Source organism: Streptomyces sp. CoH27, assembly GCF_020181035.1.
GTDB lineage: Bacteria > Actinomycetota > Actinomycetes > Streptomycetales > Streptomycetaceae > Streptomyces > Streptomyces camelliae.
Genome location: NZ_JAIQYY010000004.1, coordinates 157,630 through 184,122, shown reverse-complemented (window position 1 = coordinate 184,122; position 26,493 = coordinate 157,630). Strand labels below are relative to the sequence as shown.

Genomic DNA, 26,493 nt, shown 5'->3' with positions numbered 1-26,493 from the left:
CCCCCCCCCCCCCCCCCCCCCCCGCCAGCACGTCGTACTCCCCCATGCCGTTCATGGTCGCAGACGGCACTGACATCCGCATCGACCTGGGGATTCAGTGGTCTGCATCCGTGGGATGAGGCTTCGCCGGCGGGGGCAGCCGCAACCGGTCAGGATCGGAGAAGCCGCCACCGGCTCCGCCGTCCTAGCGTGAGGTGCACCGGCGGGAAGGGCCGCCGGACCCTGTTTCGTGAAGGAGTGAGTGCCATGACCGCGGGCGTGCAGACGATCATCTACCCCGTCAAGGACCCGAAGGCCGCCAAGGCGCTGTTCACCGCCCTGCTGGGCGTCGAGCCGTACGCCGACGAGCCGTACTACATCGGATTCAAGGCCGCCGGGCAGGACGTCGGGCTCGACCCGAACGGGCATGCGCAGGGCCTGACCGGGCCGGTGCCGTTCTGGCACGTCACCGATCTGCGCGAGCGCCTCGCGGCTCTGGTGGAGGCGGGCGCCGAGGTGCTCCAGGACGTGCGGGACGTCGGCAACGGCCGGCTGATCGCCTCCGTGAAGGACCCCGACGGCAACCTGATCGGTCTCCTCCAGGACCCCGCCGCCTGAGCCCCGCCGGCTGCCCGCACCCCGCACTAGTTGCACACTCAATGATTGGCCGGATCGGTGCTACGGTGCGGGTATGGCAGTCAAGACGGCCGACGCCCGGCTCGAAGAACGGTGGCGGGACATCCTCGCCGTCCACGCGCGCACGATGTGCGAGATCGACCGGGCCCTGCATCCGCACGGGCTGGGCGCCAGCGACTTCGAGGTGCTGGACATCCTGGCGACCGAGTCGCCCGCCGAGGGCGACCAGTGCCGGGTGCAGAACCTGGTCGGCCGGGTCCACCTCAGCCAGAGCGCGCTGTCCCGGCTGATCGGCCGGCTGGAGAAGGACGGACTGGTCGAGCGCTCGGTGTGCGCGGAGGACCGGCGCGGGGTGTGGGTGGCGCTCACCCCCAAGGGCCGCCGGCTGCACACCGAGGTACGGCCACTGCAGCGCGCGGTGCTGGAGCGCATGCTGGCCGAGCAGGAACAGTAGGCGAGAGCGTCGCGGCGGGAGACCTAGAGCATCAGCTCGGTTCCGTCCGGCAGCACCTCCACCCCCTCCTCGGCCGTACGCGCGCGTGCCGGTGATGCCGGGTCGAGCAACGGGTTGGTGTGGTCGAGGTGGGTGTAGACCCGGCGCACCCCGAGGTGACGGGCGAGGGCGGCGAGGGTGCCGTCCGGGCCCGTGACCGGCAGATGTCCGCCGGCCGGCTGCCCGGCCCCGGACCGCGGCGCCGTACCCGTCTCGTCCGCCGTGTAGCGGGTGCCGTCCAGCAGCACACAGTCGGCCTCGGCGCACAGCTCGTCCAGCTCCTCGCTCCAGGTATCCACACCGGGCGCGTACAGCAGGACTCCCCCACTGGCGAGATCCTCGATGCGGTACGCCGTCACCCATGGGCCGGCCTGCTGGGGCACCTGGGCCGGTACGTACGCCGGGATCTTCGCGCCCGCCGCGTAGGCCGTGACCACCAGACCGCCGGCCAGCACGAAACCACCGTCGGCCAGGCTGTCCGCCCACTCCCAGGGGGCGTGACGGTCCAGCGCGGCGCGGACGGGGGCGAGGACGGCACGGACCGGCGGAGCCGCGTAGACCTTCAGGCCGGCCGCTCCGCGCAGTTCGGCCAGGCCGCTGACATGGTCGGCCTCGGCGTCGGTGAGCAGGACACCGCGCAGCGGGGTGTCCCGGGTGCCGGGGCCGGGGCGCAGCGCGCGTGTGGCGGTGAGCTGGACACGCAGATCGGGCGAGGCGTTCAGCAGCCACCAGTCGCGGCCGTTGCCGGTGACGGCGGCGCACTCCCGGGTGCGGGAGGGCAGCATGCCGGCCCGGGCGGCCGTGCACAGTGCGCAGGCGCAGTTCCACTGCGGGAAGCCGCCGCCGGCGGCGGTGCCCAGCAGGACGACCCTCACGACCATCGGCTCCTTCGCGCGCGTCCGGTTGTGTCTCCGGTGGGGTCTTCCCGCGCAGGGGTGGGTGACCACCCTGGTTCAGGGCGCAGTTCCGGTCGTTCGGTCGTCCGAGGGAGTCCCTTCGGGGCGCCGGTCACCGAGCCAGGAGCGTACGTACCCCCTGTGCCGTCAGCGTCAGAGCGTGGGCGGAGTTGCCGTCGATGGCGAGGCACAGGTCCTCGTCGGGCCACTGGGCGGCCAGTGCGCCGAGTGGTATCAGGCGGTAGCGGGAGACGAACGGCAGCAGCCGGGCCAGTTCGTCCTCCGTGGTGAACACGGGGACGATCGGGTCGCCTCCCGGTGCTTCGAGGACCGGCAGAGCCACGGTCTCGGAGGCTGCGCCCTCGCTGTCGGCTTCGTCGTCCGGCACCGGGACGAGCACGTCACTGTGGGCGAGGGTGTCGAGCGCGGCCTGGTCCTCGGTGTTCACGACCAGCGCGTCCAGCGCCTGCCGGGCCGGCGTCGCCGGGTCGTTGTGTGCGGCGGATGTGTCCATGGCGGATCCCCAGGTAGCTACGGTGCGGCCTCCCGGGCCGGTCCGTGCCCGGGCGCTCCCGGCTCGCGTACCCGCTGGGATCCCGGGCATGCGTGAGGATCGTACGGAGCTCTTGTGACCGTGCGCGCATGCCGCCCAGCGTGTCCGTATGCCGATGCAACCCTGGTTCCGCGAGGCCGGATTGGGCATCTTCGTCCACTGGGGCGTCTACGCGGTGGACGGAGTCCCGGAGTCCTGGTCGTTCTAGACCGGGCAGGTCTCCCACGAGCGGTACATGAAGCAGCTGGACGGCTTCACGGCGTCCCGTTACGACCCGCACGCGTGGGCGGAGCTGTTCGCCCGCGCCGGTGCCCGATACGCCGTCCTCACCGCGCGCCATCACGACGGGGTGGCCCTGTGGGAGAGCGCGCAGGGCGGCCTGGACGTGGTCCGCCACACACCTGCGGGGCGCGATGTGCTCGCCGGGTACGCGGACGCGCTGCGCGAGCGCGGGCTGAAGGTAGGTCTGTACTACTCCCACTCGGACTGGAACCACCCCGACTACGCGAGCCTCCGGCACCCCGAACCGGACGAGGAGCCCGCGAACCCCCTCGCCCACGCCCAGCCCGGTCAGGAGGACCCGGCCGCCTGGGCGCGCTACCTCGCCTACCGGGACGGACAGGTCGGGGAGCTGGTCGACCGGTACCGGCCGGATCTGCTGTGGTTCGACGGCGAGTGCGAGCGCACCGAGGAGCAGTGGGGGCTTGACGCGCTGGCCACGCGAATCCTGGCCGGGAACCCGGACACGGTCCTCAACGCGCGGATGCTCAGCCACGGCGACTACGCCACCCCGGAGCGGGGGGTGCCGCTTCAGGCCCCCGACGGGCCAGGGGAGTTGTGCCTCACGGTCAACGACTCCTGGGGCTTCCAGCACCAGGACCACAACCACAAGTCCGTGCGCCAGCTGGTGCGCTACTTCACGGAGACGATCAGCGCGGGCGGCAATCTGCTGCTCGACGTGGGCCCGCGCGAGGACGGCACGATCCCGGCGGAACAGGCGGAACGGCTGACGGGGCTCGGGGCGTGGATCGCCCGGCACGCCGAGGCCGTGTACGGCACGGGTGCGGGGCTGCCGCCCGGGCACCACTACGGCCCGAGTACGCTGTCGGCCGACCGCCGGACGCTGTATCTCGTCTGCTTCGACACCCCGCGCGAGACGGTGTCGGTGCGCGGGCTGCGCAACCGGGTGCGGCGGGTGAGCGTGCTGGGTACGGGTGCCGAGCTGGGCCACCGGGTCTCCGGCGGGCTGCATGACGTGCCGGGCATGACCTGGCTGGACGCGCCGGCGGCGCGGGACGTGGACGAGTACGCCACCGTGCTCGCCGTGGAACTCGACGGTGAGCTGGGTCTGTACCGCGGTACGGGGCGGGCCTGACGCGGCCGTCGGCCGGGCCGCGTCAGCGGCTCACGGGCCGGGCTCCGCGAGCAGGCGAGCGATGGTGGTGACCTGGATCAGCGGCCGGTAGAGGTCCATCAGCTGAAGGGCCTTGAGGTGCGAGTCGTCGTCCGCGCCCGCGCAGGCGTCGGCGACCACGAGCACCTCGGTGCCGGCGTCGGCGGCGGCCAGGGCGGTGGACAGCACACAGCAGTCGGTGCTGACCCCGGCCAGGACCAGGCGGTCGCCGGGGCCGAGGCGGGCGGCGAGTTCCGGGGTCCATTTGCCGAAGGTGGTGGTGTCCAGGACGTCCGCCTGGGGGGCGAACTCGCCGTCCAAGTCCCAGAGTTCGGCGTCCCGGGGCCGGCGGGCGAAGGGCCAGCGGTCGTAGTACGCCCGCCAGGCCCCGGTCGGCCGCTCGGGGGCCAGGAAGCGGGTGAAGGTCACGCGCGCGGCGAAGGCCGGCAGGAGGGTGCGTACGCCCGCAGCCGCGTCGGCGAACCGAGGGGTGGCCCACGGGCTCGCCGGGTCGGCGAAGACGCGCTGCATGTCGATGACGGCGAGGTGTCCGGCGGTCATACGCGGACCGCCCTCTCGTTCGGTGCCTGGCTCGGCGCCTGGGCCTCCTGGGCGCGGACCCGGCCCCGGCCGAGCAGCAGGGTGCCGAGGAAGGCGAGTGCCAGGGCGGCCAGGACTCCCAGGTTGGCGTATGCCCAGGCGCCGGTCCTGCCGCCGAGGCCGAGCGGCCCGAGCAGATAGCCCTGCCAGGTGAGCCAGCTCGCGGCGGTGTTGGTGACCAGGCCCCAGCCGGCGGCGGTGGCGGCGAGGGTGAGCAGCAGGGGTGTCAGGGGGAGGTCGCCGTAGCGGCCGTGCGGGCGGTACAGGTCGCCGTCGTCGTAGTCGCGGCGGCGCAGGGCCAGGTCCGCGAGCATGATGCCGCACCAGGCGGCGATGGGGACGCCGAGCGTGGTGAGGAAGCCCATGAACTGGCCGAGGAAGTCACCGGCGAAGAACACGATGTACACCGAGCCGGCGATCATCAGGGCGCCGTCGAGGAGCGCGGCCAGATAGCGGGGCACGGGCAGGCCGGCGGAGAGCAGGGCCAGGCCGGAGGAGTAGATGTCGAGGACGGCGCCGCCGACCAGGCCGAGGACGGCGACGATGGCGAACGGCACCAGGAACCAGGTGGGCAGGATCGTGGTGAGCGCGCCGATCGGGTCGGCCGCGACAGCCTTGCTCAGCGCCTGCGAGGAACCGGCCAGCAGCAGGCCGAAGACCAGCAGGAGCAGCGGGGCGGCACAGGCGCCGAAGGTGGTCCAGCCGATCACGCCCCTGCTCGACGAGTTCCTGGGCAGATAACGGGAGTAGTCGGCGGCGGCGTTGACCCAGCCGAGGCCGAAGCCGGTCATCATGAACACCAGGGCGCCGATGAACTCCTGCGGGGAACCGGCCGGGATCGCGCTGACGCCGGCCCAGTGGATGTGGTCGGCGACGAGGGCGACGTAGACGACGGTGAGGACGCCCGTGATCACGGTGATCGCGGTCTGCAGCCGCATGATCAGGTCGAAGCCCATGACCCCGCCGACGACGGTCAGCGCGGCGACCACGACGAGGGCGGCCACCTTGGTCCCGGTGCCGCCGCCCCAGCCGAGGCGGCCGAAGACGGTCGCGGTGGCCAGCGTGGCGAGCGCCGTGAGCACGGTCTCCCAGCCGACGGTGAGCACCCAGGAGATCACGGACGGCAGCCGGTTGCCGCGCACCCCGTACGCGGCCCGGCTGAGCACCATCGTCGGCGCCGAGCCGCGTTTTCCGGCGACCGCGATGAACCCGCACAGCAGGAACGAGACGACGATGCCCAGCACGCCGGCGGCCAGGGCCTGCCAGAAGGAGATGCCGAAGCCGAACGCGAAGGCGCCGTAGCTCAGGCCGAGGACGGAGACGTTGGCCCCGAACCAGGGCCAGAACAGCGTGCGCGGGGTGCCCTTGCGCTCCGCGTCCCCGATCACGTCGAGGCCGTGTGCCTCCACCTGGATCGGCCGGCCGGGGGATCTGTCGCCGACGGGGTCCTGCGCACGCGTCATGACCGAACCACCTGCCCTGCCTGTCCGGAACTTTCTCGATCACGCTAGGCCGGTGCCGTGGGGGCGTCAATCGACGCCCGCCGGATCGTCCACGCGGGCCGGGGGTTTCGTGACCGTCCGCGCCGACGCGGGTTCCTGGGTCGCCGCGGCCACCCGTCGGGTCCGGACCGACGCAGTGCCCGGCCGGCGCCCGCGGGGGGCCGGGTGCTGTGCCCGGCCGCCGGCTATGGCCCACCCGGTCGCGGCAACCGGCGGCGTGGCGTGTGCCGCGGCGGCGGGGTGCGCGGCGAGGATGGCGCTCGGAGCAGCCGGCTGGGAGGCGGAGGCGGGTATGACGGTGAACCGTGTCGGCCTGGTGGTGCACGGCGGCCGCGCCGAGGCCGTGACCGCGGCGGGGGCCGTCCGCGCGTGGTGCGCCGAGCAGGGCGTGGCGTGTGCCGACATCGATGTGTGGCAGGAGGGCGCGCGGCGCAGCGCCCTGGAGGAGATCGAGGCCGCAGGCGACCCTGATCTGATCGTCACGCTCGGCGGGGACGGCACATTCCTGCGCGGTGCGCGGCTGGCCGCCGAGCACGACGCCCTGGTCCTCGGCGTCGACCTCGGCCGGGTCGGCTTCCTGACGGAGGTCCCGGTCCCGAAGGTACGCGCGGCCCTGGACGCCGTACAGGACGGGCGGATCACCGTGGAGCGCCGGATGCTGCTGACCATGCGCGCGTCGTGCCGGCTGGAGGTCCCGGCGCAGATGGAGGCACTGGTGCGGTACGGGCGCGGGCCGATGCTGCCGCCGCCGCGGGTGCGCACCGAGTGCGAAACGGGCGGCGACTGGGGTGTCGCGCTGAACGTCACCGCGCTGAACGACATCGTCGTGGAGAAGCTGGCCCGCGACCGGCAGGTGTCGGTCGGCGTCTATCTGGCGGGCCGGCTGCTGGCCTCCTACTCGGCCGACGCGCTGCTGGTGGCCACGCCCACGGGCTCCACCGCGTACAGCTTCGCCGCGGGCGGCCCGGTCGTCTCACCGCGCACGCAGGGGCTGGTCTTCACGCCGGTCGCCCCGCACATGGTGTTCAACCGCTCGGTCGTGGCCGCCCCCGACGAGCCCATCGCGCTGCGGGTGCTGGAGCGGTCGGGCCAGGCCGCCGTCAGCATCGACGGCCAGCTGCGCGGTGTGCTGAGCCCCGGCGACTGGATCGGTGTGTACGCCGCTCCCCGCCCGCTGAAGGCCGTGCGGCTGGGACCGACGGACTTCTACGGCCGGCTGCGCGAGCGCATGAACCTCACCGACGCCCCCGCCGCGCTGGCCGACGGAGAGGCCGCTCCGCTGTGGCCGGTCACCACTCCCCCGCCGGGCGACCTGGCCCACCTCGCGCTGCCCCCGGCCCCTGCCGACGGACAGGCGTGATCCGGTCCCGGCGATAAAACGGGTGCGGGTGTTCGAGCAGGTGAGACACGTTCCTGCCTGATCCCCAGGGGCCCGTGAGCTGGATACGACTCCCGGGCCCCGCCACATGCGTACGGTGCCGCTGTCACCCTCTGTCCGGGGTCGCCAACCGGTGTAGTCTCAGGGCCAGTTGGATCTCCAGGGCGCGGGCGGGGGTCTGCCAGTCGGCGCCGAGCAGCCGGCCCACCCGCTCCAGGCGCTGGGCGACCGTGTTGACGTGGACGTGCAGGGCGTCCTTGGTGCGGGCCGGACTCATCCCGCAGGCGAAGTACGCGTCCAGAGTGCGCAGCAGGTCCGTGCCGCGCCGTTCGTCGTACGCCACGACCGGGCCCACGGTGCGCTCGACGAAGCCGGCGATGTCCCGGTCGCCCGCGAGAAGCAGACCGAGGAAGCCGAAGTCCTCGGCGGCCGCGCCGTCCCCGGCCCGGCCCAGCAGATGCAGCGCCTCCAGGCAGCGGCGGCCCTCGGCGTAGGCGGCGGCCACGGTCTCGGGGCGGGCGGCCAGGCCGGTGACGGGGGCGGAGGCGCCGACCGTGACGGGTTGGCGGACGGCCGTGCCCAGGTCGCGGGCGGTGCGGCGGGCCACTTCCGTGGCGCTGTCGCCGGTGCCGAGCGGCAGCAGCAGGACGGTGCCGCCGTCGCGCGCGGCGGCCAGACCGTGACGGGTGGCGGCGAGATGGGAAGCGGCCGACCACAGCCGACGGCGGGCCCCGGCCTCCTCGTCGGCGTCGGCGGCGGGACCGTCGAGGCGGGCGGCGAGGACGACATGGGTCGCGTCCAGGTCGGCGTGCAGCCGGGCGGCCCGGTCGCGCAGCAGGCGCGGGTCCCGGTCCCGGGCGTCCAGCAGGTCGTCCAGCAGCTCGCCGCGCACGCGCTGTTCGGCCTCCGCGGCGGAGCGGCGGGCCAGCAGGAGCAGCGAGGTGACCATCGCCGCCCGCTCCAGCGTGCGCTGGTCCACCGGGTCGAGATCGGGGTGTCCCCGCAGGACCAGCGCGCCGAGGAGCTCGCCGCCGGCGGCCACCGGGGCGATCCAGTCCCCGCCGTGCCGTACGGCGTGTCCCTCCGCGCGGGAGGCCTGAAGCGCCTCGGCCGGTGCCGCGCCGGGCTCGGTGAACTCCACGGTTCCGTCGAGGACTTCGGAGACGGCGGCGGCCACGTCGTGCACCCCGCCGCCGCGCAGGACGAGTTCGGTGAGCCGGTCGTGCACCTCGGAGGCGCGCTCGATGACGGCGCTGCGGTCCCGGATGATCTCGTTGGCCCGCTCCAGCCCGGCCAGCGCCGCGCGGGTCTCGGTGAGCAGGTTGGCGGTGTCGATCGCGGCGGCGGCGAGCGCGGCGAAGGAGCCGAGCACCGCGATCTGCTCCCGCTCGAACACCCGGGCCCGGCGGTCGGCGGCGAACAGAACCCCGATGACGTGCGGCCCGAGCATCAGGGGGACGCCGAGGATGGCGACCAGGCCCTCGTCCCGGACACCGCCGTCGATGGTGAGAGTGTGCTGGAAGCGGGCGTCCTGGAAGTAGTCGTCGGTGACGTACGGCCGTGTGGTCTGCGCGACCAGTCCGCCGAGCCCCTCCCCGAGGCCGAGTCGCAACTGCTGGAAGCGGGCGGAGACGGAGCCCTCGGTCACCCGCATGTAGGTGTCGCCGCGCGCGGGATCGTTCAGGGTGAGATAGGCGACGTCCGTGCCGAGCAGCGAGCGGGCGCGCTGCACGATGGCCTGCAGAACGGCGTCGAGATCGCGCAGGCCCGCGAGATCGTGGGCGGTCTCGAAGAGCGCGGACAGCTCCGCCTCGCGCCGCCGGCGTCCCTCCAGCTCGGCCCGGACGCGCAGGGCCAGCGGGCGGGCCCGTTCCAGCGCGGCGATCCGGTCGGCGGGCAGGCCCTCGGCGCGGGCGAGCAGCACCGGCTGCTCGTACGCCTCCACGGAGGCGTCGCGGGCCAGCAGCTCCAGGTAGGAGACCTCCGGGCTGCGGCTGGGTGCCGGCTGAACGTGATCGCGAGACATGGTCACAGGATTCCGCATCGACGGCCCGGCCCGCCGGGCCTGTGGACAACTCCAGGGCTCCCGGACTCCCGGCCCCCTGGCCCCGGGGCCCTTGGGCTCCCGGGCCGGACGTTCGGGCCTCTCAGTGGGCCGTCCACCCGCCGTCGAGCACGAGCGAGGTGCCGGTGACGAAGGACGCCTGGGGGCTGCACAGGTAGGCGACGGCCTCGGCGACCTCCTCCGGTTCGATGAGCCGTCGCACGGCGCTGTCCTTCAGCAGAACCTCGGACAGCACGCGCTCCTCGCGGATGCCGTGCGCCCGCGCCTGGTCGGCGATCTGCCGCTCGACCAAGGGCGTGCGCACATAGGCCGGGTTCACGCAGTTCGAGGTCACCCCGTGGGCGGCTCCCTCCAGAGCGGCTGTCTTGGACAGTCCCTCCAGACCGTGTTTGGCGGCCACATAGGCCGACTTGAAAGCGGAGGCACGCAGACCATGGACGGAGGACACATTGACGATCCGGCCCCAGCCCTGGGCGTACATGTGCGGCAGGGCCCCGCGGATGAGCCGGAAGGGTGCCTCCAGCATCACGGTGAGCACCGTGTGGAAGACGTCGGGCGGGAAGTCCTCGATGGGGCGCACCAGTTGCAGGCCCGCGTTGTTGACCAGCACATCGGTGCCGGCGGCGGCCCGTTCGGCGGCGTCGAGGTCGGTGAGGTCGACGACCTGCGGTACGACGGTGCCCAGGAGGCCGGTGTCCGCCTCCGCGGCCAGCTCGGCCAGGCCGGCCGCGTCGCGGTCGACGGCCCGCACCTCGGCCCCGGCGGCGGCGAGCCGCAGCGCGCAGGCGCGGCCGATGCCGCCGGCGGCACCGGTGACGAGGGCCGTGCGGCCGCCGAGGTCGAGGGCGAGGAGCTGGGGGCACGAGCCGGGCGGCGGGCTGGACGCGGTCATGTGCCGACCCTAAGGGGAACCCCTCTCTCCCCACATATGGTGATCACCCATACTTCAGTCGCCAGCCGTAGGGTCAAACCATGTGGGTGCATCCGACATGGCCTGCTTGATCCGGAACAGGCCGAACTCATGCAGTTCGGGCAGCGCGTCCACGTCGAACCAGCCCACCTCCAGCGACTCGTCGTCGTTGACCCGGGCTTCGCCGCCCACTGCGCGGCAGCGGATGGTGATGTCCATGTACTGGCAGGTGTCGCCGTTGGGGTAGGTGACCGGTTCCAGCGCCTGCACCAGGACGACCCGCTCGGCTTCGCAGCGCACCGCCGTCTCCTCGAAGACCTCCCGCACGGCGCAGGCCGCCGGCTGTTCACCCGGCTCCGGGATGCCGCCGATCACCGACCACGTGCGGGTGTCGGCCCGCCGGCCCAGCAGCACTCTGCCCTCGTCGTCGAAGACGATCGCGGTGATCCCGGGGAGCCAGAGCAACTGCTGTCCGGCGGAGGCACGCAGCGTGCGGATGAAGTCAGGAGTAGCCATGGCCCCGACCCTAACCGGCCGGGTCCGCGCTCTCCGGCCGGTTCACAGGCCGGACCCCGGTCGTACGGCTATGCGCCACCGGCGCGCCGGCCGCGCAGCCCGGACCCGATGGCCCAGCCGATGCCGCCCGCGGCGACCAGCACCAGGGCGATCTCCGGGAGGATGCCCAGCTCGGTCGCCGGGGTCTTGGACGTGCGCAGCGGCACCTTCTGCACGAGGTAGGCGGGCACGAACATGCCGGTCTTCTGGGTGATCCTGCCGTCCGGCATGATGATCGCGCTGACGCCGCTGGTCACCGGCACGGTGACGGTGCGGCTGTGCTCGACGGCGCGGATCCGGGACATGGCGAGCTGCTGGTAGGTCATCTCGCTGCGGTCGAAGGTGGCATTGTTGCTCGGCACGGAGATCATCTCGGCGCCGTGGGTGACCGTGTCCCGTACGGCCCAGTCGAAGGCGGCCTCGTAGCAGGTGGCGAGGCCCATCTTGGCGCCGTCGATGTCGAACACGCCGGGCTTGCTGCCCCGGCTGAAGTCCTGGCGGACCATGCCGGTCCAGTTCTTGTTGATCGCGCCGACGAGCCCGCGCAACGGAAGGTACTCGCCGAACGGCTGGATCTGCCGCTTGTCGTAGGTCTGCGTCGGCCCCTTCTCGGGGTCCCAGAGGATCTGCTCGTTGAGCAGCTTTCCGTCGCGCTCCACGACTCCGCCGACCGAGATGGGCACGCCGACCGCCTTGGCGGCGCCGTCGATGACGGCGGCCGCGTCGGGGTTGGTGAAGGGGTCGATGTCGGAAGAGTTCTCCGGCCACAGCACGTAGTCGGGCTTGGCGGCCTTGCCCGCCTTGATGTCGGCGGCGAGCTTGAGCGTCTCGCGCACGTGGTAGTCGAGCACGGCCCGGCGCTGGGCGCTGAACTCCAGTCCGGAGCGCGGCACGTTGCCCTGGATGAGGGCGACGGTCCGGGTACCGTCCTCGGCCTTGTCGCTCACAAGCGGCTGGGCGGCGACGGCGCCCGCCACCGGGACGGCCACGCTCAGCAGCGCGGCGGCCGCGGCCCCCCGCCGCACGTCCCGGTTCCGGCGGTTCTCGGCGATGAGCCGCCCGGCCTCGTACAGCCCGAAGCCGCACAGGACCACCGCGAAGCCCAGCACCGGAGTGCCGCCCACCGCGGCGAGCGGCAGGAAGACGCCGTCCGCCTGGCCGAAGGCGATCTTGCCCCAGGGAAAGCCCCGGAACGGTACGCGCGCGCGTACCGCCTCTCCGGCGATCCAGACGGCCGCGGCCCACACCGGCCAGGCGGGCAGCTTGGAGACGGCGGCGACGCCGACGCCGACCAGGGCGACGAAGACCGCCTCGATGGCGACGAGGGCCAGCCAGGGACCGGGACCGACCTCCACGCCGGTCCACACCAGCAGCGGCAGCAGGAAGCCCAGGCCGAAGAGATAGCCGAGGCCGAGGGCCGCCTTCCAGCCGCGCCCGCGCAGCACCCAGCCGAAGCCGGCGAAGGCGGGCAGCGCCAGCCACCACAGGGTGCGGGGCGGGAAGCTGATGTAGAGCAGCACTCCGCAGAGCGCGGAGGCGACGGCCGGGACCAGACGCAGCAGCCGGCCGCTGCGCACGCCTGGGGCGGAGGGCGGCTGGAGCTGGTCCGGCTGGTCCACGGAAGTTGCGGTGACGGTCACCCGGGTGAGTGTACGGCGGCTGACCTGGCCACCGACAGCACGGTCCGCAGGCCGGCCCCGGCTCCGGCCCGGCACGCTCCTCCCCCTTTTCGTCACGCTCCCCCCGCACGCTTCTCATCACGGCGATCCGCCGCATCTCGTGCTCAACCAGGTCATCAGCCGCTACGGTGTGCCCAGCCTCGGCAGTGCGCCCGGCCCCGGCGCCGTGCTCTGCCGTGGCCCGACAGGGGCGGGCGGGGACGAGGGGCGGCGAGTGGGCTCGACCGAGATGAGGCCTGCGGCAGGTGTGGACGCGGCCGACGTCAGAGGAAACGTTTCTGACGGGGCAGGCATGATCTTGCTGGGCGCCTGTGCCGGATGGGCGCTGCTCACCGCTGCGGCCCACGACGGGCGGCCCGAGGGCCTGCTGCTCGTGGTGCTCGCCGTGACCGCCGGCCATGCCGTCGGCCGGGTCTCCGGGGCGCTGCTGCCGGTGGCCGCGCCCTGCGTCGGCGCGCTGGCCGCCCTCGCGGTGGCCGTGGCGCGGCCCGGTCTCTCCCCGGGCGCCTGGTACGCCGCCCCGCTCGGGCACGCCGGCGGCACGGCCGCTCTGCTGGCGCTGGCCACCGGTGCCGCGTGCTGCGCCGCCTGGGCCACGCCCGTACCGGCGCTGCGGCTGGGCCTGTGGGCGCTGGCCGCGGGAATCGTGCCGACCGGGGCCCTGCTGGGCTCCGTAGCCGGTTGTGCGGCGAGCACGGCCGTACTGCTGTGCGCGCTGGCCGCGGGCTCGGTGACCCGCCGGGGCCTGTCCCTGCTGGGGCTGGCCGTGGCGGCGGCCCTGGTCGGGGGCACAGTGTGGGCGCTGGCCGCCGGTGTGCTGCCCGACGGGCTCTCGGACGTGCTCGAAGGACGGCTCACCGCGCACCGGGTGGGGCTGTGGCAGGACGCCCTGCGGATGGCGGGCCGGAACAGGGGCCTCGGGGTCGGCCCGGACCGCTTCGGCGAGCTGAGCCCGGCGGCGCACACCGTGCCCTCCGACGACAAGCCGCACTCGGCCCCGCTGCAACTGGCGGCGGAGCAGGGCGTCGTCGGAGTGGTGCTGCTCGGCGCCGCGTTCTGCTGGGTGCTGCACGCGCTGTGGCGTACGCCCCGTCCGACGCCCGTCGCCCTCACCGCGGGCGCCGCCCTGACGGCGCTGGCCGCGCTCGCCTCGCTGGGCAACGCGCTGAGCTTCACGACGGTGACGGCGAGCGCCGGGCTGCTGGCCGGGTGGGCCACGGCACGGCCCTGGGCCCGCGCCGGCGCGGAGCCCCGGCTCTGAGCGCGGTCACCGGCGGCCACACTGTGCCGGGCGGCCGCACTGTGCCGGGCGGCCGCATGATCGGAGCGGTGCCGCCCGCCACGCGCGTGTGCCCGTGTCAGAGAGAAACGGTCACCGCGCGCGTGCCCGTCTCCGAGAGGTGTCGTATTCCACGCGCGCGTGGCCGACGCGGGCGATGGCACCGGCCCGCACTCCGGTGTGCGCGGCTCAGGCGGCCGGGCCCGGTGTGATGGTCCGCAGCCGGGCCCTGATGACCCGTACCGCCGACTCGGCGTTGTCGACGGTGATCGTGAAGGTGTGGCCGTCCCACAGGCGCAGCACGATGCCCTCACCCCGGCGTACGACGACCGCGGTGCCCTTCTCGGGCCGCCAGCGGTAGCCCCAGCCGCCCCAGTGCCGGGGGGTGACCAGGGCGGTGAAGTCGGCACCCGCCACGTGGGAGAGGGGGATGCGGCGGCGCGGCAGCCCCATGTGGCCGCAGCGCACCTCCAGGGACTCCTTGTCGAGCTTGAGGTCGACGTGCACGAAGGCGAGGGTGCCGAAGAGGACCAGCAGACCGGCCGCGATGCAGCCCACGACGGACATCGCCAGCGGGGCGATGCCGGAGGTCCATGCCGAGTCCACGGCCAGCTCGATGCCGAGCGCCATGCAGGCCGCACCGACCAGCGCCAGCAGCCACTGGACCCGATTGGTGGCGCGCCCGGTCCAGACCTCGGGGTGAGCGGTGTCGTCGGCGTGGGGGTGGTCCCTCATGCGTATGAGGTTACTCAGGTTTCGCCGTGCGGGGACGGTGTGGCTGGACCGGGTGGGGCACGGTGGGCCGGTGCGCGGGTCCGTCGCCCCGCCGGTCAGCGGACGGGGCTGACGGTCCGCAGGAAACGGCCTTCCTCGTAGGTCAGGGCGGTGTCCGGGAGCGTGGCCTCGCGGCCGCTGAGCAGCACCGTGAGGGTGCTGTCGACGACGGCGTCCGGAGCTGGCTCCACCCCGATCCGGCGCAGGGCCTGGGCGGCGACCGCCCCGGCGGTGCCGTGCAGGACGAGCGGCGGGCGGCCCGGCCGCTGGACGGCCACGCGGATCCGCTCGGCGACCAGCTCGTAGTTGGTGCAGCCGAGGACGACGGTGGTCACGTCCTCGGGAGTGCGGGCGGCGGCGGAGGCGATCGCGGCCTCGATGGCGGCCTCGTCGGCGTGGTGCACCGCGTCCGCGAGGCCGGGGCAGGCCACCTCGGTGACGGCGACACCGGCGGCGAACTCCTCGATCAGGCCCCGCTGATAGGCGCTCCCAGTGGTGGCGGGGGTCGCCCAGATGGCGACGTGACCGCCGCCCGCCGCGGCCGGCTTGATCGCCGGGACGGTCCCGATGATCGGCAGGTCCGGTTCGAAGCGGGCCCGCATCGCGGGCAGGGAGTGCACGGACGCGGTGTTGCAGGCGACGATCAGAACCTCGGGGGCGTGGGCGGCGGCGGCCTCGGCCACGGCGATCGCCCGCTGCGTGATGTCCTCCGGGGTGCGCGGCCCCCAGGGCATCCCGTCGGGATCCCACGAGAGCACGAGATCCGCGTCGGGCCGCAGCCGGCGTACCGCGGCGGCGGCGGGGAGCAGGCCGATTCCGGAGTCCATGAGCGCGATCTTCACCCGGCCACGATAGACGATGCGCTCTTACGGACCGCTCCGGTGGGGCAGACTGCGGCCGTGAGCGCCCTGATGTGGATCACCGTCGTCTCGCTGGCCGCCTGGTGCTGGCTGCTGCTGTGCCAGGGCTTCTTCTGGCGCACGGACGTCCGGCTGCCGCCGCGCCGGGAACCGGACGCGTGGCCGTCCGTGTGCGTCGTCGTACCGGCCCGGGACGAGGCGGCCGTGCTGCCCGCGAGCCTGCCGTCGCTGCTGGCGCAGGACTATCCGGGGCGGGCGGAGGTGTTCCTGGTGGACGACGGGAGCACGGACGGCACCGGTGAGCTGGCCCTTGAGCTGTCCCGGCGGCACGGCGGGCTGCCGCTGACCGTGGGCTCGCCCGGTGAGCCGCCGGCGGGCTGGACGGGCAAGCTGTGGGCGGTGCGGCACGGTATCGGTCTGGCACGCGCGCGTGATCCCGAGTATCTGCTGCTGACGGACGCGGACATCGCACACGCCCCGGACAGCCTGCGCGAGCTGGTCGCGGCGGCCGGTGCCGGGGGCTTCGACGTCGTGTCGCAGATGGCGCGGCTGCGGGTGGAGAGCCTGTGGGAGCGGCTGGTGGTCCCGGCGTTCGTCTATTTCTTCGCTCAGCTGTATCCCTTCCGGTGGATCGGCCGCGTGGGATCGCGTACGGCCGCGGCGGCGGGCGGCTGTGTCCTGCTGCGCGCGGACATGGCCGAGCGGGCGCGCATCCCGGACGCGATCCGGCACGCCGTCATCGACGACGTGGCGCTCGCGCGCGCGGCGAAGGGCGCCGGCGGACGGGTGTGGCTGGGGCTGGCCGAGCGGGTGGACAGCGTGCGGCCCTATCCGCGGCTGCACGACCTGTGGCGGATGGTCTCGCGCAGCGCCTACGCGCAGCTGCGGCACAACCCGCTGCTGCTCCTCGGCACGGTCGCCGGACTCGCCCTGGTGTATCTGGTGCCGCCCGTCGCGCTGGTCGCGGGAGCGGCCGGCGGGGGTGCGGCGACGGCGGTGTCCGGCGCGCTGGCGTGGGCGGTGATGGCGGGGACGTACGCGCCGATGCTGCGCTACTACGACCAGCCGCTGCGGCTCGCCCCGCTGCTGCCGTTCACCGCGTTCCTCTATCTGCTGATGACGGTCGACTCGGCGGTACAGCACTACCGGGGCCGCGGGGCCGCGTGGAAGGGCCGTACGTACGCGCGTCCCGGTGCCGTGCCCGACGAGGGCTGAGCGCGCTCACTTGCGGCCGGGCGTCCAGTTCATGCCCCAGCCGTAGGCGCGGTCCACGGTCCGCTGCGGGCTCACCCCGCGCTCCGGCACCAGATAGCGCGCCTCGCGCTGCACGAGGAGATCGCCGCCGGTGTTCGTGATCAGCGCGAGCGCGCACACCGTCGAGGGGACCGTGCACTCGTCGAGCGAGAAGTCGATCGGGGCGCCGTGCTGCGGCTGGAGGGTGACGGTGGCGTGCAGGTCGGCGAACGAGCTGGCGCCTTCGTAGATCGTGACGAAGACGAGGATGCGCCGGAAGTCCTGCCGGTGGTCGAGGTTGACAGTGAGGTTCTCGCCTGCGGCCACGGCTCCGGTGCGGTCGTCGCCGTCAAGATGGATGTACGGCGGCCGGTGCAGCGATCCGAAGGCGTTCCCGAGGGCCTGGACGACACCTTTGCGGCCGTCGGTGAGTTCGTACAGGGCGCACAGGTCGAGGTCGAGGTCCCCCTGCCCTCCCCAGCGGCCGCCCCAGCCCGAAAGCCGTTTACGCGTCTGCCAGTTGAGGTTCACGCGCAGGGCACCGGAGGTTCCACCCTGCTTGGCCAGCGAGACGGAGGGGGCGGCCTTGGTGAGGGTGACCTTGGACAGGCGGACCGGCTGGGCCGGGGGCATCCGCGGGGCGGCGGCCGGAGGGACCGGAGGTGGCGGCGGAGGCGTGGCGGGCGCCGGCGGCATGGCTGCCGGGGGCACCGGGGGCGCCGGGGCCGGGGCGGCGGTCGGTGCGGCGTGCTGGGGCTGGTCGACGGTGATCCCGAAGTCCGTTGCCAGGCCTTCGAGTCCGCTGCTGTAGCCCTGGGCGACGGCGCGGAACTTCCAGCCGCCCTGGCGGCGGTAGAACTCACCGAGCACGAAGGCCGTCTCGGAGGTCGCGCCGGGGCTGTCGAAGCGGACGACGACGGAGCCGGTCATGGCGTCGGTCACCTCGATGTAGAGGCCGGGGACCTGCGCGAACGTCCCGCCGTCGGCCGAGGCGGCGAGGACGATGCGCTCGATCGCGCCCTCCACGCGCGCGAGGTCGACGCAGAGGATGTCGGTGACGTGTCCGCCGGCCGTGCGCTTACCCTCGTGGCGCACCGCGCCGGAGGGGTGGGCGGGCTGGTTGTAGAAGACGAAGTCTCCGTCGGAGCGGACCTTTCCGGCGGCGAGCAGCAGCGCCGAGGCGTCCGCGTCGGGCACACCGGGACCGGAGCGCCAGCCCAATTCGACACGCAGGGCCGTGGCCGGCACCGGCGCGTTCGATCCCTTCGACATTGACATGTCCGCCCCAATCGATGTCGGCTCCCGGGCTCCCCCGGCACTCGTCTCCCGGGCTCCCCCGGTACTCGGACCCATCCCTACCCGCACAACGTATTCCGGGCCCGCGAACTCTCCTGAGCAGCACCGGAAGATCGCCGGTCGACCGCCGGTAACCCCGCAGAAAGTCGGCCTTTACATGATTCAAACGTAGGCCGGCGCCCCATTTTGCCAAGTTCGCTCGGATTGGGTATCCCAGGCCACTGCCGACACGGAAAAGAACCCTCTTATCGGTCTCCCCAACGAGCACATCGTGGGCTTAACTTATGTGCCATGACCTCCCCCCGCTCCACTTATGGTGGCGGCTACTACTCCGCCTCCTTCCCGGACACCCCGATCTACGACTCGCTCGTCGCCGAGCGAGGCACCCCGCAGATCGCCCCGATCCGGGTCCCCGCCGCCTACGACACGGGCGGCCACCTGCCGGCCCTGCCGTCGGCCCTGCCCGCTCTCCCGGCGGCGCCCTCCCCGCAGGTCCCCTCCTACGGATACCCGCAGACGCCGCAGCCCGCACCGCTGCAGCAGGCCCCCACGGCGTACATCCCGCAGCAGGCGAGCGCCCCGCGGGGTTATCCCGGCCCGCAGGCCCCGCAGCAGCAGCGCCCGATGGGCACGGGGTACGAGGCCATGCGCCCGGCCGCGCCGCGGCCCGCACCGGCTCCCTACCAGGACCCGTACAACAACCAGCAGTACCGCGGTTACTGACCGGCGCTCCGCGCTGTCGGTGCCGCCTGGCACGATGGCGCCATGGAACACGCCGAAGTGCAGTCGATCCACGTCCATCCGGTCAAGGCGTTCCGGGGATTCGCGGCCCTGGAAGCCGTGGTGGAGCCCTGGGGCCTGGCCGGTGACCGGCGCTGGACACTGATCGACGACGGGGGAAAGGTCGTCACACAGCGCGAGCAGCCACGCCTCGCACTGGCCGCCGCCGAGCTGCTGCCCGGCGGCGGAGTCCGGCTGTCCGCGCCCGGTCGCGCGCCGTTGACCGTGCCGGTGCCCGAGCCGGCCGGGACCGTGCCGATCAGTGTCTTCGGCACGAAGGTGGAGGCGGTCCCGGCGACAGCGGCCGCGCACGCCTGGTGCAGCGCCTATCTGGAGGCGGACGTCCGCCTGGTCCACATGGACGACCCGGCCACCCGGCGCCCGGTCGACCCCGCGTACGCCCTGCCGGGCGAGACGGTGAGCTTCGCCGACGGCTACCCCCTGCTGGCCACCACGGCCGCCTCTCTGGCCGCCCTCAATTCCCTGATGGCAGAGGGCACTCACGCCCACGAGGGCCCGCTGCCGATGAACCGCTTCCGGCCCAACGTCGTCGTCGCGGGCACCGAGCCGTGGGCCGAGGACCACTGGACGCGGCTCTCCGTCGGCGAGGTGGTCTTCCGCGTCGCGAAGCCGTGCGGACGCTGTGTCGTCACCACCACCGACCAGGACACCGCCGTGCGCGGCCGTGAGCCGCTGCTCACCCTGGCGCGGCACCGCAGGGTCGGCTCGAAGCTGGTCTTCGGCCAGAACCTGGTGCCGCTCACGCCCGGCACCATCAGGGTCGGGGACCCGGTCCGGGTGCTGGAGTGACGGTCGAGAACGGCTGCGGACGGGAACCAGGGGCGGGGCCCGGTCGTTGGGAGCTCATGAGAATTGCGTGAGAGGCCACGGGCATGACCGTCCGCGGCGGACGTGATGTCGCTCTCTCTTGCTCCGGGGCACGGACGCATCGCCCGCGCCGGGAGTTATGACGGAGCGGAAGGGGGTGGGACATGCGTGCCATCAGGGGGCTCTGGCGCTGGCGGCGCAATCCGCTGCGCCGCACGACCGATCTGGCCGAGGCCTGGGTGGCCCTCGTGGCACTGGTGCTGATCACCGTGGCCGCACCCGTGACGGGCTGTCTGGTCGGCGCCGTCGCACAGGACTCGCTGCAGCGGACCGTACGCGAGCAGCAGCACACACGCCATCTCGTCGCGGCCACGGTGGTGCGTGATCTTGGCGAGGCTCCGCTGGACACCGACCCCGACGCCACCACGGTGCGCGAGCCCCGCCACCGCGTCCTCGCGGACTGGACCGCGCCGGACGGCTCCCGGCAGCACGGCGCGGCGCTGGCGGACCTCAAGACCCCGCACACCGGCGACCACTTCAGCCTCTGGACGGACCCGCAGGGCCGAATAACGACGCGCCCGCTGGACTCCCCCACCGCGACGACGCACGCGGTGCTGGCCGGGTTCGGCACGGCCCTGCTGATCGGCAGCCTGGTCGAGGGCGTCCGGCGGCTGGCCGTGTGGCGCATGGTCCGGCGGCGGTACGCCCGCTGGGACCAGGCCTGGGACCGGGCGGGTCCGGACTGGGGCAAGGCGGGCACCGGCAGCTGACGGCCTGACGGCTCTGGTCAACCCACCCCGCACGCACACGCTACGGTGGACCGGCCGGAACGCTTTCGGCGACAACCCGCGGATGAGCGAACCGCACGGGCGCGCAGGTCTTCGCGAGCGCGGACGCGCAGCGGCCCAGGGCCGAGCACGGTCGCGGTCCCGGCACCAGTGGCACGGTCCCGCGCGGGAGCGAGCCATCAGCACGACGAGGTGGGGGCACAGCAACGCCATGGCACAGGGCACGGTCCAGGTGACGCACACCGGTACGTCGCGGTGGCGGCGCCGCACAGGCGAGTACGCCTCGCTCGCCGCCGCCCTGGAGGCCGCCGCCGACGGCGACGTCCTCACCATCGCCCCGGGCACTTACCGGGAGAACCTCGTCGTCCAGCGGGCGGTGACGCTCCGCGGCCCCGACGGCTCCCCCGGCTCGGTGCGCATCGCCCCGGCGGACGGGGTGCCGCTGACCGTGCGGGCTTCGGCCGTGGTGCAGGACCTGCACGTGGAGGGCCAGGACGCGGCGGCCCCGGCGCTCCTGGTCGAGGAGGGCACGCCCGAGCTGACGGATCTGCGGATCGTCACCCGGTCCGCCGCCGGCATCGAGGTGCGCGGCGGCGCCCGCCCGACCGTGCGCCGCTGCACGGTGGACAATCCCGCGGGCATCGGCATCGCCGTGCTCGACGGCGGCGGCGGGGTGTTCGAGGAATGCGAGGTCGTCGCGGCCGGACAGGCGGGCGTGGCCGTCCAGGGCGGCGCCCATCCGCGGCTGGAGCGCTGCCGCGTGCATCACGCCTCCGGTACCGGGCTCACCGCGACCGGGGAGAACTCCGCGCTGGAGGCGGTCGGTTGCGAGATCTACGAGGTCCGCGGCTCCGGTGTGCAGGTGACCCAGCGTGCGACGGCCCATCTGACCGACTGCGATGTGCACCGCACGACCGCCGACGGCGTCACGATGGACACGGACGCGGTGCTCACGCTCGCCGACTGCCGCATCCACGACATCCCGGAGAACGCGGTCGACCTGCGCTCCCGCTCGGTGCTGACGCTGACCCGCACGACGGTCCGTCAGTTCGGGCGCAACGGCCTGTCGGTATGGGATCCCGGCACGCGCGTGGACGCCAACCAGTGCGAGATCTTCGACAGCACCGGTGACTATCCGGCGGTGTGGGTGAGCGACGGCGCCACCGCCGTGCTCGATTCCTGCCGGGTGCACGACGTGCCGGATGCGTTGTTCGTGCTGGACCGCGGTTCGCGCGCGGACGTCGTGGACAGCGATCTGTCCCAGGTGCGCAACACGGCGGTGTCGGTGAGCGACGGGGCGACCGCGCAGCTCGACGACTGCCGGATCCGGGACGCGGCGACCGGCGCGTGGTTCCGCGACCACGGCAGCGGCGGCACACTGAACAACTGCACCCTGGACGGCACCCAGACCGGCGTGATCGTCACCAAGGGCGCCGACCCGACCATCGAGCGCTGCACGGTCGAATCCCCCGCCGAGGCCGGCTTCTACGTCTCCGCGGGCGGCCGCGGCAGCTTCCTGAACTGCCGGGTGAGCGGTAGCGGCGGCTACGGCTTCCATGTGATCGACGGCTGCCGGGCGACCCTGCGCAAGTGCCGTACGGAGCGCTGCGCGCGCGGCGGTTACGAGTTCGCCGACAACGGCCCGGACGCCGGTTCCGGTACGGGCCCGGTCGTGGAGGACTGCACCAGCGACGAGAGCGGAGGCCTGCGGCCGGCGGCGGTGCGCGAGACCGCCGTACAGACGACGACGCCCTCCCCCGGGCTCCTCGGCTCGATCCCCGGGCAGCGCAGCACGGAGCAGGAGCCGCTGGTCGCCGCCGCGGAGCCCGAGAAGCCGGTGCGGACGTCGAAGGACGTGCTCGGGGAACTGGACGCGCTGGTGGGCCTGGAGAGCGTCAAGCGCGAGGTGCGGGCGCTGACCGACATGATCGAGGTGGGCCGGCGCCGGCAGCAGGCGGGTCTGAAGGCAGCCTCGGTCAAGCGGCACCTGGTCTTCACCGGCTCCCCCGGCACCGGCAAGACGACGGTGGCCCGGCTCTACGGCGAGATCCTCGCCTCGCTCGGGGTACTGGAGAAGGGCCACCTGGTCGAGGTCTCCCGGGTCGACCTGGTCGGCGAGCACATCGGCTCCACGGCCATCCGCACCCAGGAGGCCTTCCAACGGGCGCACGGCGGCGTGCTCTTCATCGACGAGGCGTACGCGCTGTCCCCGGAGGACGCCGGACGGGACTTCGGCAAGGAGGCCATCGACACCCTGGTGAAGCTGATGGAGGACCACCGGGACGCGGTGGTGGTGATCGTCGCCGGGTACACGGCGGAGATGGAGCGCTTCCTGTCCGTCAACCCCGGTGTCGCCTCCCGCTTCTCGCGCACCATCACCTTCGGCGACTACGGCCCCGACGAGCTGCTGCGGATCGTGGAGCAGCAGGCCGACGAGCACGAGTACCGGCTGGCGGAGGGCGCGTCCGAGGCGCTGCTGAAGTACTTCACGGCGATCCCGAAGGGCCCTGCGTTCGGCAACGGGCGTACCGCCCGGCAGACGTTCGAGGCAATGGTGGAGCGGCACGCGAGCCGGGTCGCCCAGTTCGCGGACCCGAGCACCGACGATCTGACCCTGCTGTACGCACAGGACCTGCCGGAGCTGCCCTGAGCGGCGAGGCCCGAACCGGACAAGCTTCTGGAGGCACAGGTATGAAGGCGCTGGCGACGCTCGCCCGGCTCTATGTGGCCGACCTGGACGAGGCGCTGCCCGCACTGCGCGCGCTGACGGGCCAGGACGTGCGCACGCGTTTCTTCCACGGCGAGGTGGAGGTCGCGAGCATCGGCGGTTTTCTGCTCGTCGCGGGCACCGAGCAGGCCCTCGCCCCGTTCCGCCGTGTGCAGAGCACGGTGCTCGTGGACGACCTGGACGGCCTGCGCGCGCTGCTCGCCGAGCACGGCGGCGAGATCCTCGACGGCCCGAACAAGGTGCCGACCGGCCGCAACGCGACGGTACGGCATCCGGGCGGGGCCGTGCTGGAGTACGTCGAGCACACGTGAGCGCTCCGCGCATCAGGCACGGCCCCGCGCCCTTTAGGGCCGCTCACCTTCGCTGTCCCGGCACCTCTGGGCGCAGTCGGCTCAGCAAGCGGGCCCGTTCCCGGGCGAAGACAGGGTCCGCCTGGTAGTCGGAGTGGCCGAGGATGGGCGCCGGGAGGGGATGGTCGGGCGTGCGGCCGTAGGCGAGCGGGTCCCGCAAGGGAGCGTGGTCGACCTCCGGGGCGGTGTCGTCGTCGGGGACGCGGACGGGGCCGCCGATGGGGTCGGTACGGCGGTGGAGGTTGCGCCAGCAGGCGACGTCGCGGTGCAGGGCGGCGAGCGCGGGCGGCCCGAAATGGGCGGGGAACCAGCGGCCGTAGAGGCGCTCCAGGGGAGAGCCGTAGGTCAGCAGGGCGATCCGCTTGCGTGCCGACGGGGTCAGCTGCCAGGCGGCGGCCGCGGCCAGGACGCTGCCCTGCGAGTGCCCGGAGAGGACGAGCCGGCCTCCGGTGCGCTGCGTCCAGGTCGCCATCCGCCAGGTCAGGTCGGGTACGGCGCGCTCGGCGTAGCACGGGGGCGCGAAGGGGTGGGCGGCGCGCGGCCAGAAGGTGCCGACGTCCCAGAGGATGCCGATGGTGCGCCGGGCCGAGGCGTCCTTGTAGGCGCGCCGGCCCCAGGTCACGAACAGCAGGAAGCCGAACCCGACCAGCCAGGAGCCCAGCGCCTGCGAGGTGTCGGCGGCGGTCCGCAGGACGTCGTAGGTGCGGCGGGCCGCTCCGTCGGGTGTCTTGCCGGTGGCCATGGCACCGGCAAGGGCGAGGGCGCCGAGCACGAAGGTGGTGGCGGTGAGTACGGCGACGACGAGGGGCGCCCGGTCGGTGAGGGTGGCCATGGCCCGGACATGGGCGATGGCCCGGGTGCGGCCGGGGTCCTCAGGCTCGCCGGGGTGCTCGTGGCGGATCCGGCCGCGTTCGGCGCGGGCGACCCGGGCGGCATCGGAGCCGAGCCGGACGGCGAGGAGCAGCAGGACCGCGAGAACCGGCGGGATGGTGGACGCCTGCCAGGTCAGCAGCACGGGCGGACCGACGGGCAGACCACCGGTGCCGGACAGCCAGCCGGCGACGCGCTGAGCGACCCCGCCGGACATCACACCGCCCAGCGCACAGGCGAGCAGCGCGACCGCCGGACCGCCGAGGCCGCGCATCCCGGCGCGCCGGTCGGGGCTCCGGCGGTGCAGGTTCCGCGCGACGACGGCGAGGGCCATGACGAGGAGCCCCTGGGCCAGCATCAGGGCGCCGAAGGCCGGGTCGCCGGGCAGCCGCCCGGTGGAGTGCCAGCCGGGCCGGGACCAGCCGGCGTAGAGAGCGGTGAGCAGCAGGAGGCCGAGCGCGCCGAGCGGCAGCCGGCGTACGAGATGCCGGTCGAGTCGCCGGTCGAGGCGGTTCTCGCTGCGGCCCCGGCGGCAGACCACGCCCACCGCCGCGGCCGCCCAGGCCAGCAGGGCCGCGGTCAGCAGCCAGCTCAGGGCGTTCAGGGCCGCGGGACCGCCCGGCCGGTGGTCGTAGTGGGCCGCCGGGGTCGCGACGGCGGCGGCCACCGTCAGCAGGGCCGCCGCGGTGTGCGCGGCGCGCAGCCGGGCCACCAGGCGGCGCCCGTACCAGAAGCCGGGCCGGGCCAGCGCGCTGCCGTCGGTCTCCGGCTCGGGGTCGCGGTCCATGGGCCGGTGCGACTCGTAGGCGCTCCAGGTGCGACGCGAGAGATACCACAGGAGGAGGGTCAGCGCGGCCGGAACCAGCGCAGCGAGCGCGAGCCGGCGCCCGGGCAGGCTCCACCAGCCGCCGTCGCCGCCGGGCGCTCCGGCGGCGGAGAAGGTCAGCCAGGAGTGGCGGCGCGCGCAGTCGTGGACGCCCGCGCACTGCCAGGCCACCAGGTCCAGGGCCACCTCGCAGGCGGCGGCCACCAGCAGCACCGTCAGGGTGAGGGCGGTCAGGCGGACGAGGAGACCGTACAAGCGGACGGCGCGCGGCCGGCCGGTCGTGGCGGGGCGCATCCAGTGGGCGAGGTTGACCACCATGAACGGCAGGAGTAGGAGCCACAGGGCGCGGCTGCTGTCGCCGGAGGTCAGGTTGCACCAGACGTACGCCTCCTGCACCGGCTCGCCGCGTGCCCCCTTGCGGGGGTCGGCGTCGGCCGCGCGCCGGAAGACCGCGGCCGTGTCGTCACCGGTGATCCGGACCGTGCGCGGGTCGCCGAGCATCTTCTCGGGCGTGGTGCCACCGACCCCGTGCACCAGCAGCTCCAGCTCGGACTCGGGCGCGCCACCCTTGCGACCGGTCGCCGGCCCCGCATCCGGCTCCGCCCGCCCGATCCGCGCCTCGGGCTCTGCGCCCTTACGCTCCATCCCCGCCCCGGCACCGGCATCCGCTCGTTCGGTCCACTTCCCAGCACCCGTACCCGCCCCGGCACCGGTGCTCGTCCGCCGGGTCTGCGTCCCCGCACCCGTACCCGTGCCCTCGCTGTCGGTCCCGGCACCCGTACCCGTGCGGTCGGCCCCCGCCCCGGCACCCACGCCTGTCCGGTCACTCTCTTTCCCCGCACCGCTGCCGGTCCGGTCGGTGTCCGGGGCGGTGTCGCCGGCCGCCAGGTCGGTCTGCTGTTCGTCGTGTGTGTCCGTCCGTCGCCCGATGGGGCGGTCCTGCGCGCGGTCCACTGTCGTCGCACCCCCGTGACGCGCCCGAAGGCCTGAGTCGATGCGGGCATCAGGATCTACGCTCCACCGGCGCCGCACACCGCTCGTCACGGAATCTCCCCGATCCGTGTGACAACGGACGGGAACAGCGGAGACCCGAGTGGCATGTGCGCTTCGTGACAGGCGGGTGGCGCAACCGGTACCCACCCGTGAAAAGATGGGACGCCCGCGCACCTCCGGTCGTACGGAATCTCCTGGTCGAAGCCGGTGTGCCGGGCGCGTCGGACCGTTGGCGGCGAAAGGAGCCGG

22 protein-coding genes and 1 pseudogene are annotated in these 26,493 nt (G+C 73.7%); 11 read left to right on the top strand and 12 right to left on the bottom strand.

The genetic code is table 11. The features are described from left to right. Positions 1-246 precede the first annotated feature (246 nt). Positions 247-597 (top strand): VOC family protein, encoded by a 351-nt coding sequence (locus LE548_RS07890; RefSeq protein WP_067051935.1) that lies wholly within the window; start codon positions 247-249, stop codon positions 595-597. A gap of 73 nt (positions 598-670) precedes the next feature. Beyond that, positions 671-1,069: a MarR family winged helix-turn-helix transcriptional regulator gene (locus tag LE548_RS07885; protein WP_225095933.1), complete on the top strand. Its 399-nt coding sequence runs from the start codon at positions 671-673 to the stop codon at positions 1,067-1,069. A gap of 23 nt (positions 1,070-1,092) precedes the next feature. Here LE548_RS07885 and pqqB read toward each other — a convergent pair whose 3' ends face one another. Then, the gene (gene pqqB, locus LE548_RS07880; RefSeq protein WP_225095932.1) at positions 1,093-1,989 is read right to left on the bottom strand and encodes a pyrroloquinoline quinone biosynthesis protein PqqB; all 897 of its coding nucleotides are present in this window, start codon (positions 1,987-1,989) and stop codon (positions 1,093-1,095) included. 127 nt (positions 1,990-2,116) lie between these two features. After that, on the bottom strand, positions 2,117-2,518 hold the full coding sequence (locus tag LE548_RS07875) for an SseB family protein (protein WP_225095931.1): 402 nt from the start codon (positions 2,516-2,518) through the stop codon (positions 2,117-2,119). Positions 2,519-2,666: 148 nt separating this feature from the next. On the opposite strand from LE548_RS07875, the pseudogene LE548_RS07870 reads away from it, so the two are divergent. After that, positions 2,667-3,932, top strand: a pseudogene (locus LE548_RS07870) (alpha-L-fucosidase). A 30-nt stretch (positions 3,933-3,962) separates the two neighbouring features. On the opposite strand, the gene LE548_RS07865 reads toward LE548_RS07870, so the two are convergent. Together LE548_RS07865 and LE548_RS07860 are read right to left on the bottom strand one after the other, a co-directional pair. Beyond that, complete coding sequence (locus LE548_RS07865) at positions 3,963-4,511, bottom strand: cysteine hydrolase family protein (RefSeq protein ID WP_225095930.1); 549 nt, start codon at positions 4,509-4,511, stop codon at positions 3,963-3,965. Next, complete coding sequence (locus LE548_RS07860; RefSeq protein WP_225095929.1) at positions 4,508-6,013, bottom strand: cytosine permease; 1,506 nt, start codon at positions 6,011-6,013, stop codon at positions 4,508-4,510. Before LE548_RS07860 ends, LE548_RS07865 begins: the two co-directional genes overlap by 4 nt. 331 nt (positions 6,014-6,344) lie before the next feature. On the opposite strand from LE548_RS07860, the gene LE548_RS07855 reads away from it, so the two are divergent. Continuing rightward, complete coding sequence (locus tag LE548_RS07855; protein ID WP_225095928.1) at positions 6,345-7,412, top strand: NAD(+)/NADH kinase; 1,068 nt, start codon at positions 6,345-6,347, stop codon at positions 7,410-7,412. 124 nt (positions 7,413-7,536) lie between these two features. Here LE548_RS07855 and LE548_RS07850 read toward each other — a convergent pair whose 3' ends face one another. The 4 genes from LE548_RS07850 to lnt all read right to left on the bottom strand — a co-directional run bounded on the left by LE548_RS07850 (position 7,537) and on the right by lnt (position 12,600). After that, positions 7,537-9,456, bottom strand: coding sequence for a GAF domain-containing protein (locus tag LE548_RS07850; RefSeq protein ID WP_225095927.1), 1,920 nt, complete (start codon positions 9,454-9,456; stop codon positions 7,537-7,539). A 121-nt stretch (positions 9,457-9,577) separates the two neighbouring features. Then, entirely contained in the window at positions 9,578-10,387 is an 810-nt protein-coding gene (locus tag LE548_RS07845; RefSeq protein ID WP_225095926.1) for a 3-hydroxybutyrate dehydrogenase, read from the bottom strand. A 54-nt stretch (positions 10,388-10,441) separates the two neighbouring features. Next, complete coding sequence (locus LE548_RS07840) at positions 10,442-10,921, bottom strand: NUDIX domain-containing protein (protein WP_225095925.1); 480 nt, start codon at positions 10,919-10,921, stop codon at positions 10,442-10,444. Between the two features lie 68 nt (positions 10,922-10,989). Next, positions 10,990-12,600 carry an apolipoprotein N-acyltransferase gene (gene lnt / locus LE548_RS07835; protein WP_225095924.1) on the bottom strand — a complete coding sequence of 537 codons (1,611 nt, stop codon included), beginning with the start codon at positions 12,598-12,600 and terminating at the stop codon, positions 10,990-10,992. A gap of 331 nt (positions 12,601-12,931) precedes the next feature. On the opposite strand from lnt, the gene LE548_RS07830 reads away from it, so the two are divergent. Beyond that, positions 12,932-13,900 carry an O-antigen ligase gene (locus LE548_RS07830; RefSeq protein WP_225095923.1) on the top strand — a complete coding sequence of 323 codons (969 nt, stop codon included), beginning with the start codon at positions 12,932-12,934 and terminating at the stop codon, positions 13,898-13,900. Between the two features lie 207 nt (positions 13,901-14,107). Here the strand turns inward: LE548_RS07830 and LE548_RS07825 are convergent, their stop codons facing one another. Together LE548_RS07825 and LE548_RS07820 are read right to left on the bottom strand one after the other, a co-directional pair. Next, the gene (locus LE548_RS07825; protein ID WP_225095922.1) at positions 14,108-14,653 is read right to left on the bottom strand and encodes a hypothetical protein; all 546 of its coding nucleotides are present in this window, start codon (positions 14,651-14,653) and stop codon (positions 14,108-14,110) included. 95 nt (positions 14,654-14,748) lie between these two features. Next, a complete protein-coding gene (locus LE548_RS07820) occupies positions 14,749-15,534 on the bottom strand; it encodes a glutamate racemase (protein ID WP_225095921.1) in 786 nt (261 codons plus the stop codon). A gap of 69 nt (positions 15,535-15,603) precedes the next feature. Between LE548_RS07820 and LE548_RS07815 the strand changes: the two genes are divergently transcribed. Next, complete coding sequence (locus LE548_RS07815) at positions 15,604-16,767, top strand: glycosyltransferase (protein WP_225096117.1); 1,164 nt, start codon at positions 15,604-15,606, stop codon at positions 16,765-16,767. 6 nt (positions 16,768-16,773) lie between these two features. Here the strand turns inward: LE548_RS07815 and LE548_RS07810 are convergent, their stop codons facing one another. Beyond that, positions 16,774-18,057, bottom strand: a complete 1,284-nt coding sequence (locus tag LE548_RS07810; RefSeq protein WP_225095920.1) for a TerD family protein — start codon at positions 18,055-18,057, stop codon at positions 16,774-16,776. 315 nt (positions 18,058-18,372) lie between these two features. On the opposite strand from LE548_RS07810, the gene LE548_RS07805 reads away from it, so the two are divergent. The 5 genes from LE548_RS07805 (at position 18,373) to LE548_RS07785 (ending at position 23,516) form a co-directional block, all read left to right on the top strand. Beyond that, positions 18,373-18,804 carry a DUF6643 family protein gene (locus LE548_RS07805; protein ID WP_225095919.1) on the top strand — a complete coding sequence of 144 codons (432 nt, stop codon included), beginning with the start codon at positions 18,373-18,375 and terminating at the stop codon, positions 18,802-18,804. 42 nt (positions 18,805-18,846) lie between these two features. Next, complete coding sequence (locus LE548_RS07800) at positions 18,847-19,671, top strand: MOSC domain-containing protein (RefSeq protein WP_225095918.1); 825 nt, start codon at positions 18,847-18,849, stop codon at positions 19,669-19,671. Positions 19,672-19,853: 182 nt separating this feature from the next. Continuing rightward, the gene (locus LE548_RS07795; protein WP_225095917.1) at positions 19,854-20,459 is read left to right on the top strand and encodes a hypothetical protein; all 606 of its coding nucleotides are present in this window, start codon (positions 19,854-19,856) and stop codon (positions 20,457-20,459) included. A gap of 229 nt (positions 20,460-20,688) precedes the next feature. Beyond that, positions 20,689-23,127, top strand: a complete 2,439-nt coding sequence (locus tag LE548_RS07790; RefSeq protein ID WP_225095916.1) for a right-handed parallel beta-helix repeat-containing protein — start codon at positions 20,689-20,691, stop codon at positions 23,125-23,127. 41 nt (positions 23,128-23,168) lie between these two features. Further along, on the top strand, positions 23,169-23,516 hold the full coding sequence (locus LE548_RS07785; RefSeq protein ID WP_225095915.1) for a VOC family protein: 348 nt from the start codon (positions 23,169-23,171) through the stop codon (positions 23,514-23,516). Between the two features lie 43 nt (positions 23,517-23,559). Here LE548_RS07785 and LE548_RS07780 read toward each other — a convergent pair whose 3' ends face one another. Then, positions 23,560-25,896, bottom strand: coding sequence for a hypothetical protein (locus LE548_RS07780; RefSeq protein WP_263635863.1), 2,337 nt, complete (start codon positions 25,894-25,896; stop codon positions 23,560-23,562). Positions 25,897-26,493 lie beyond the last annotated feature (597 nt).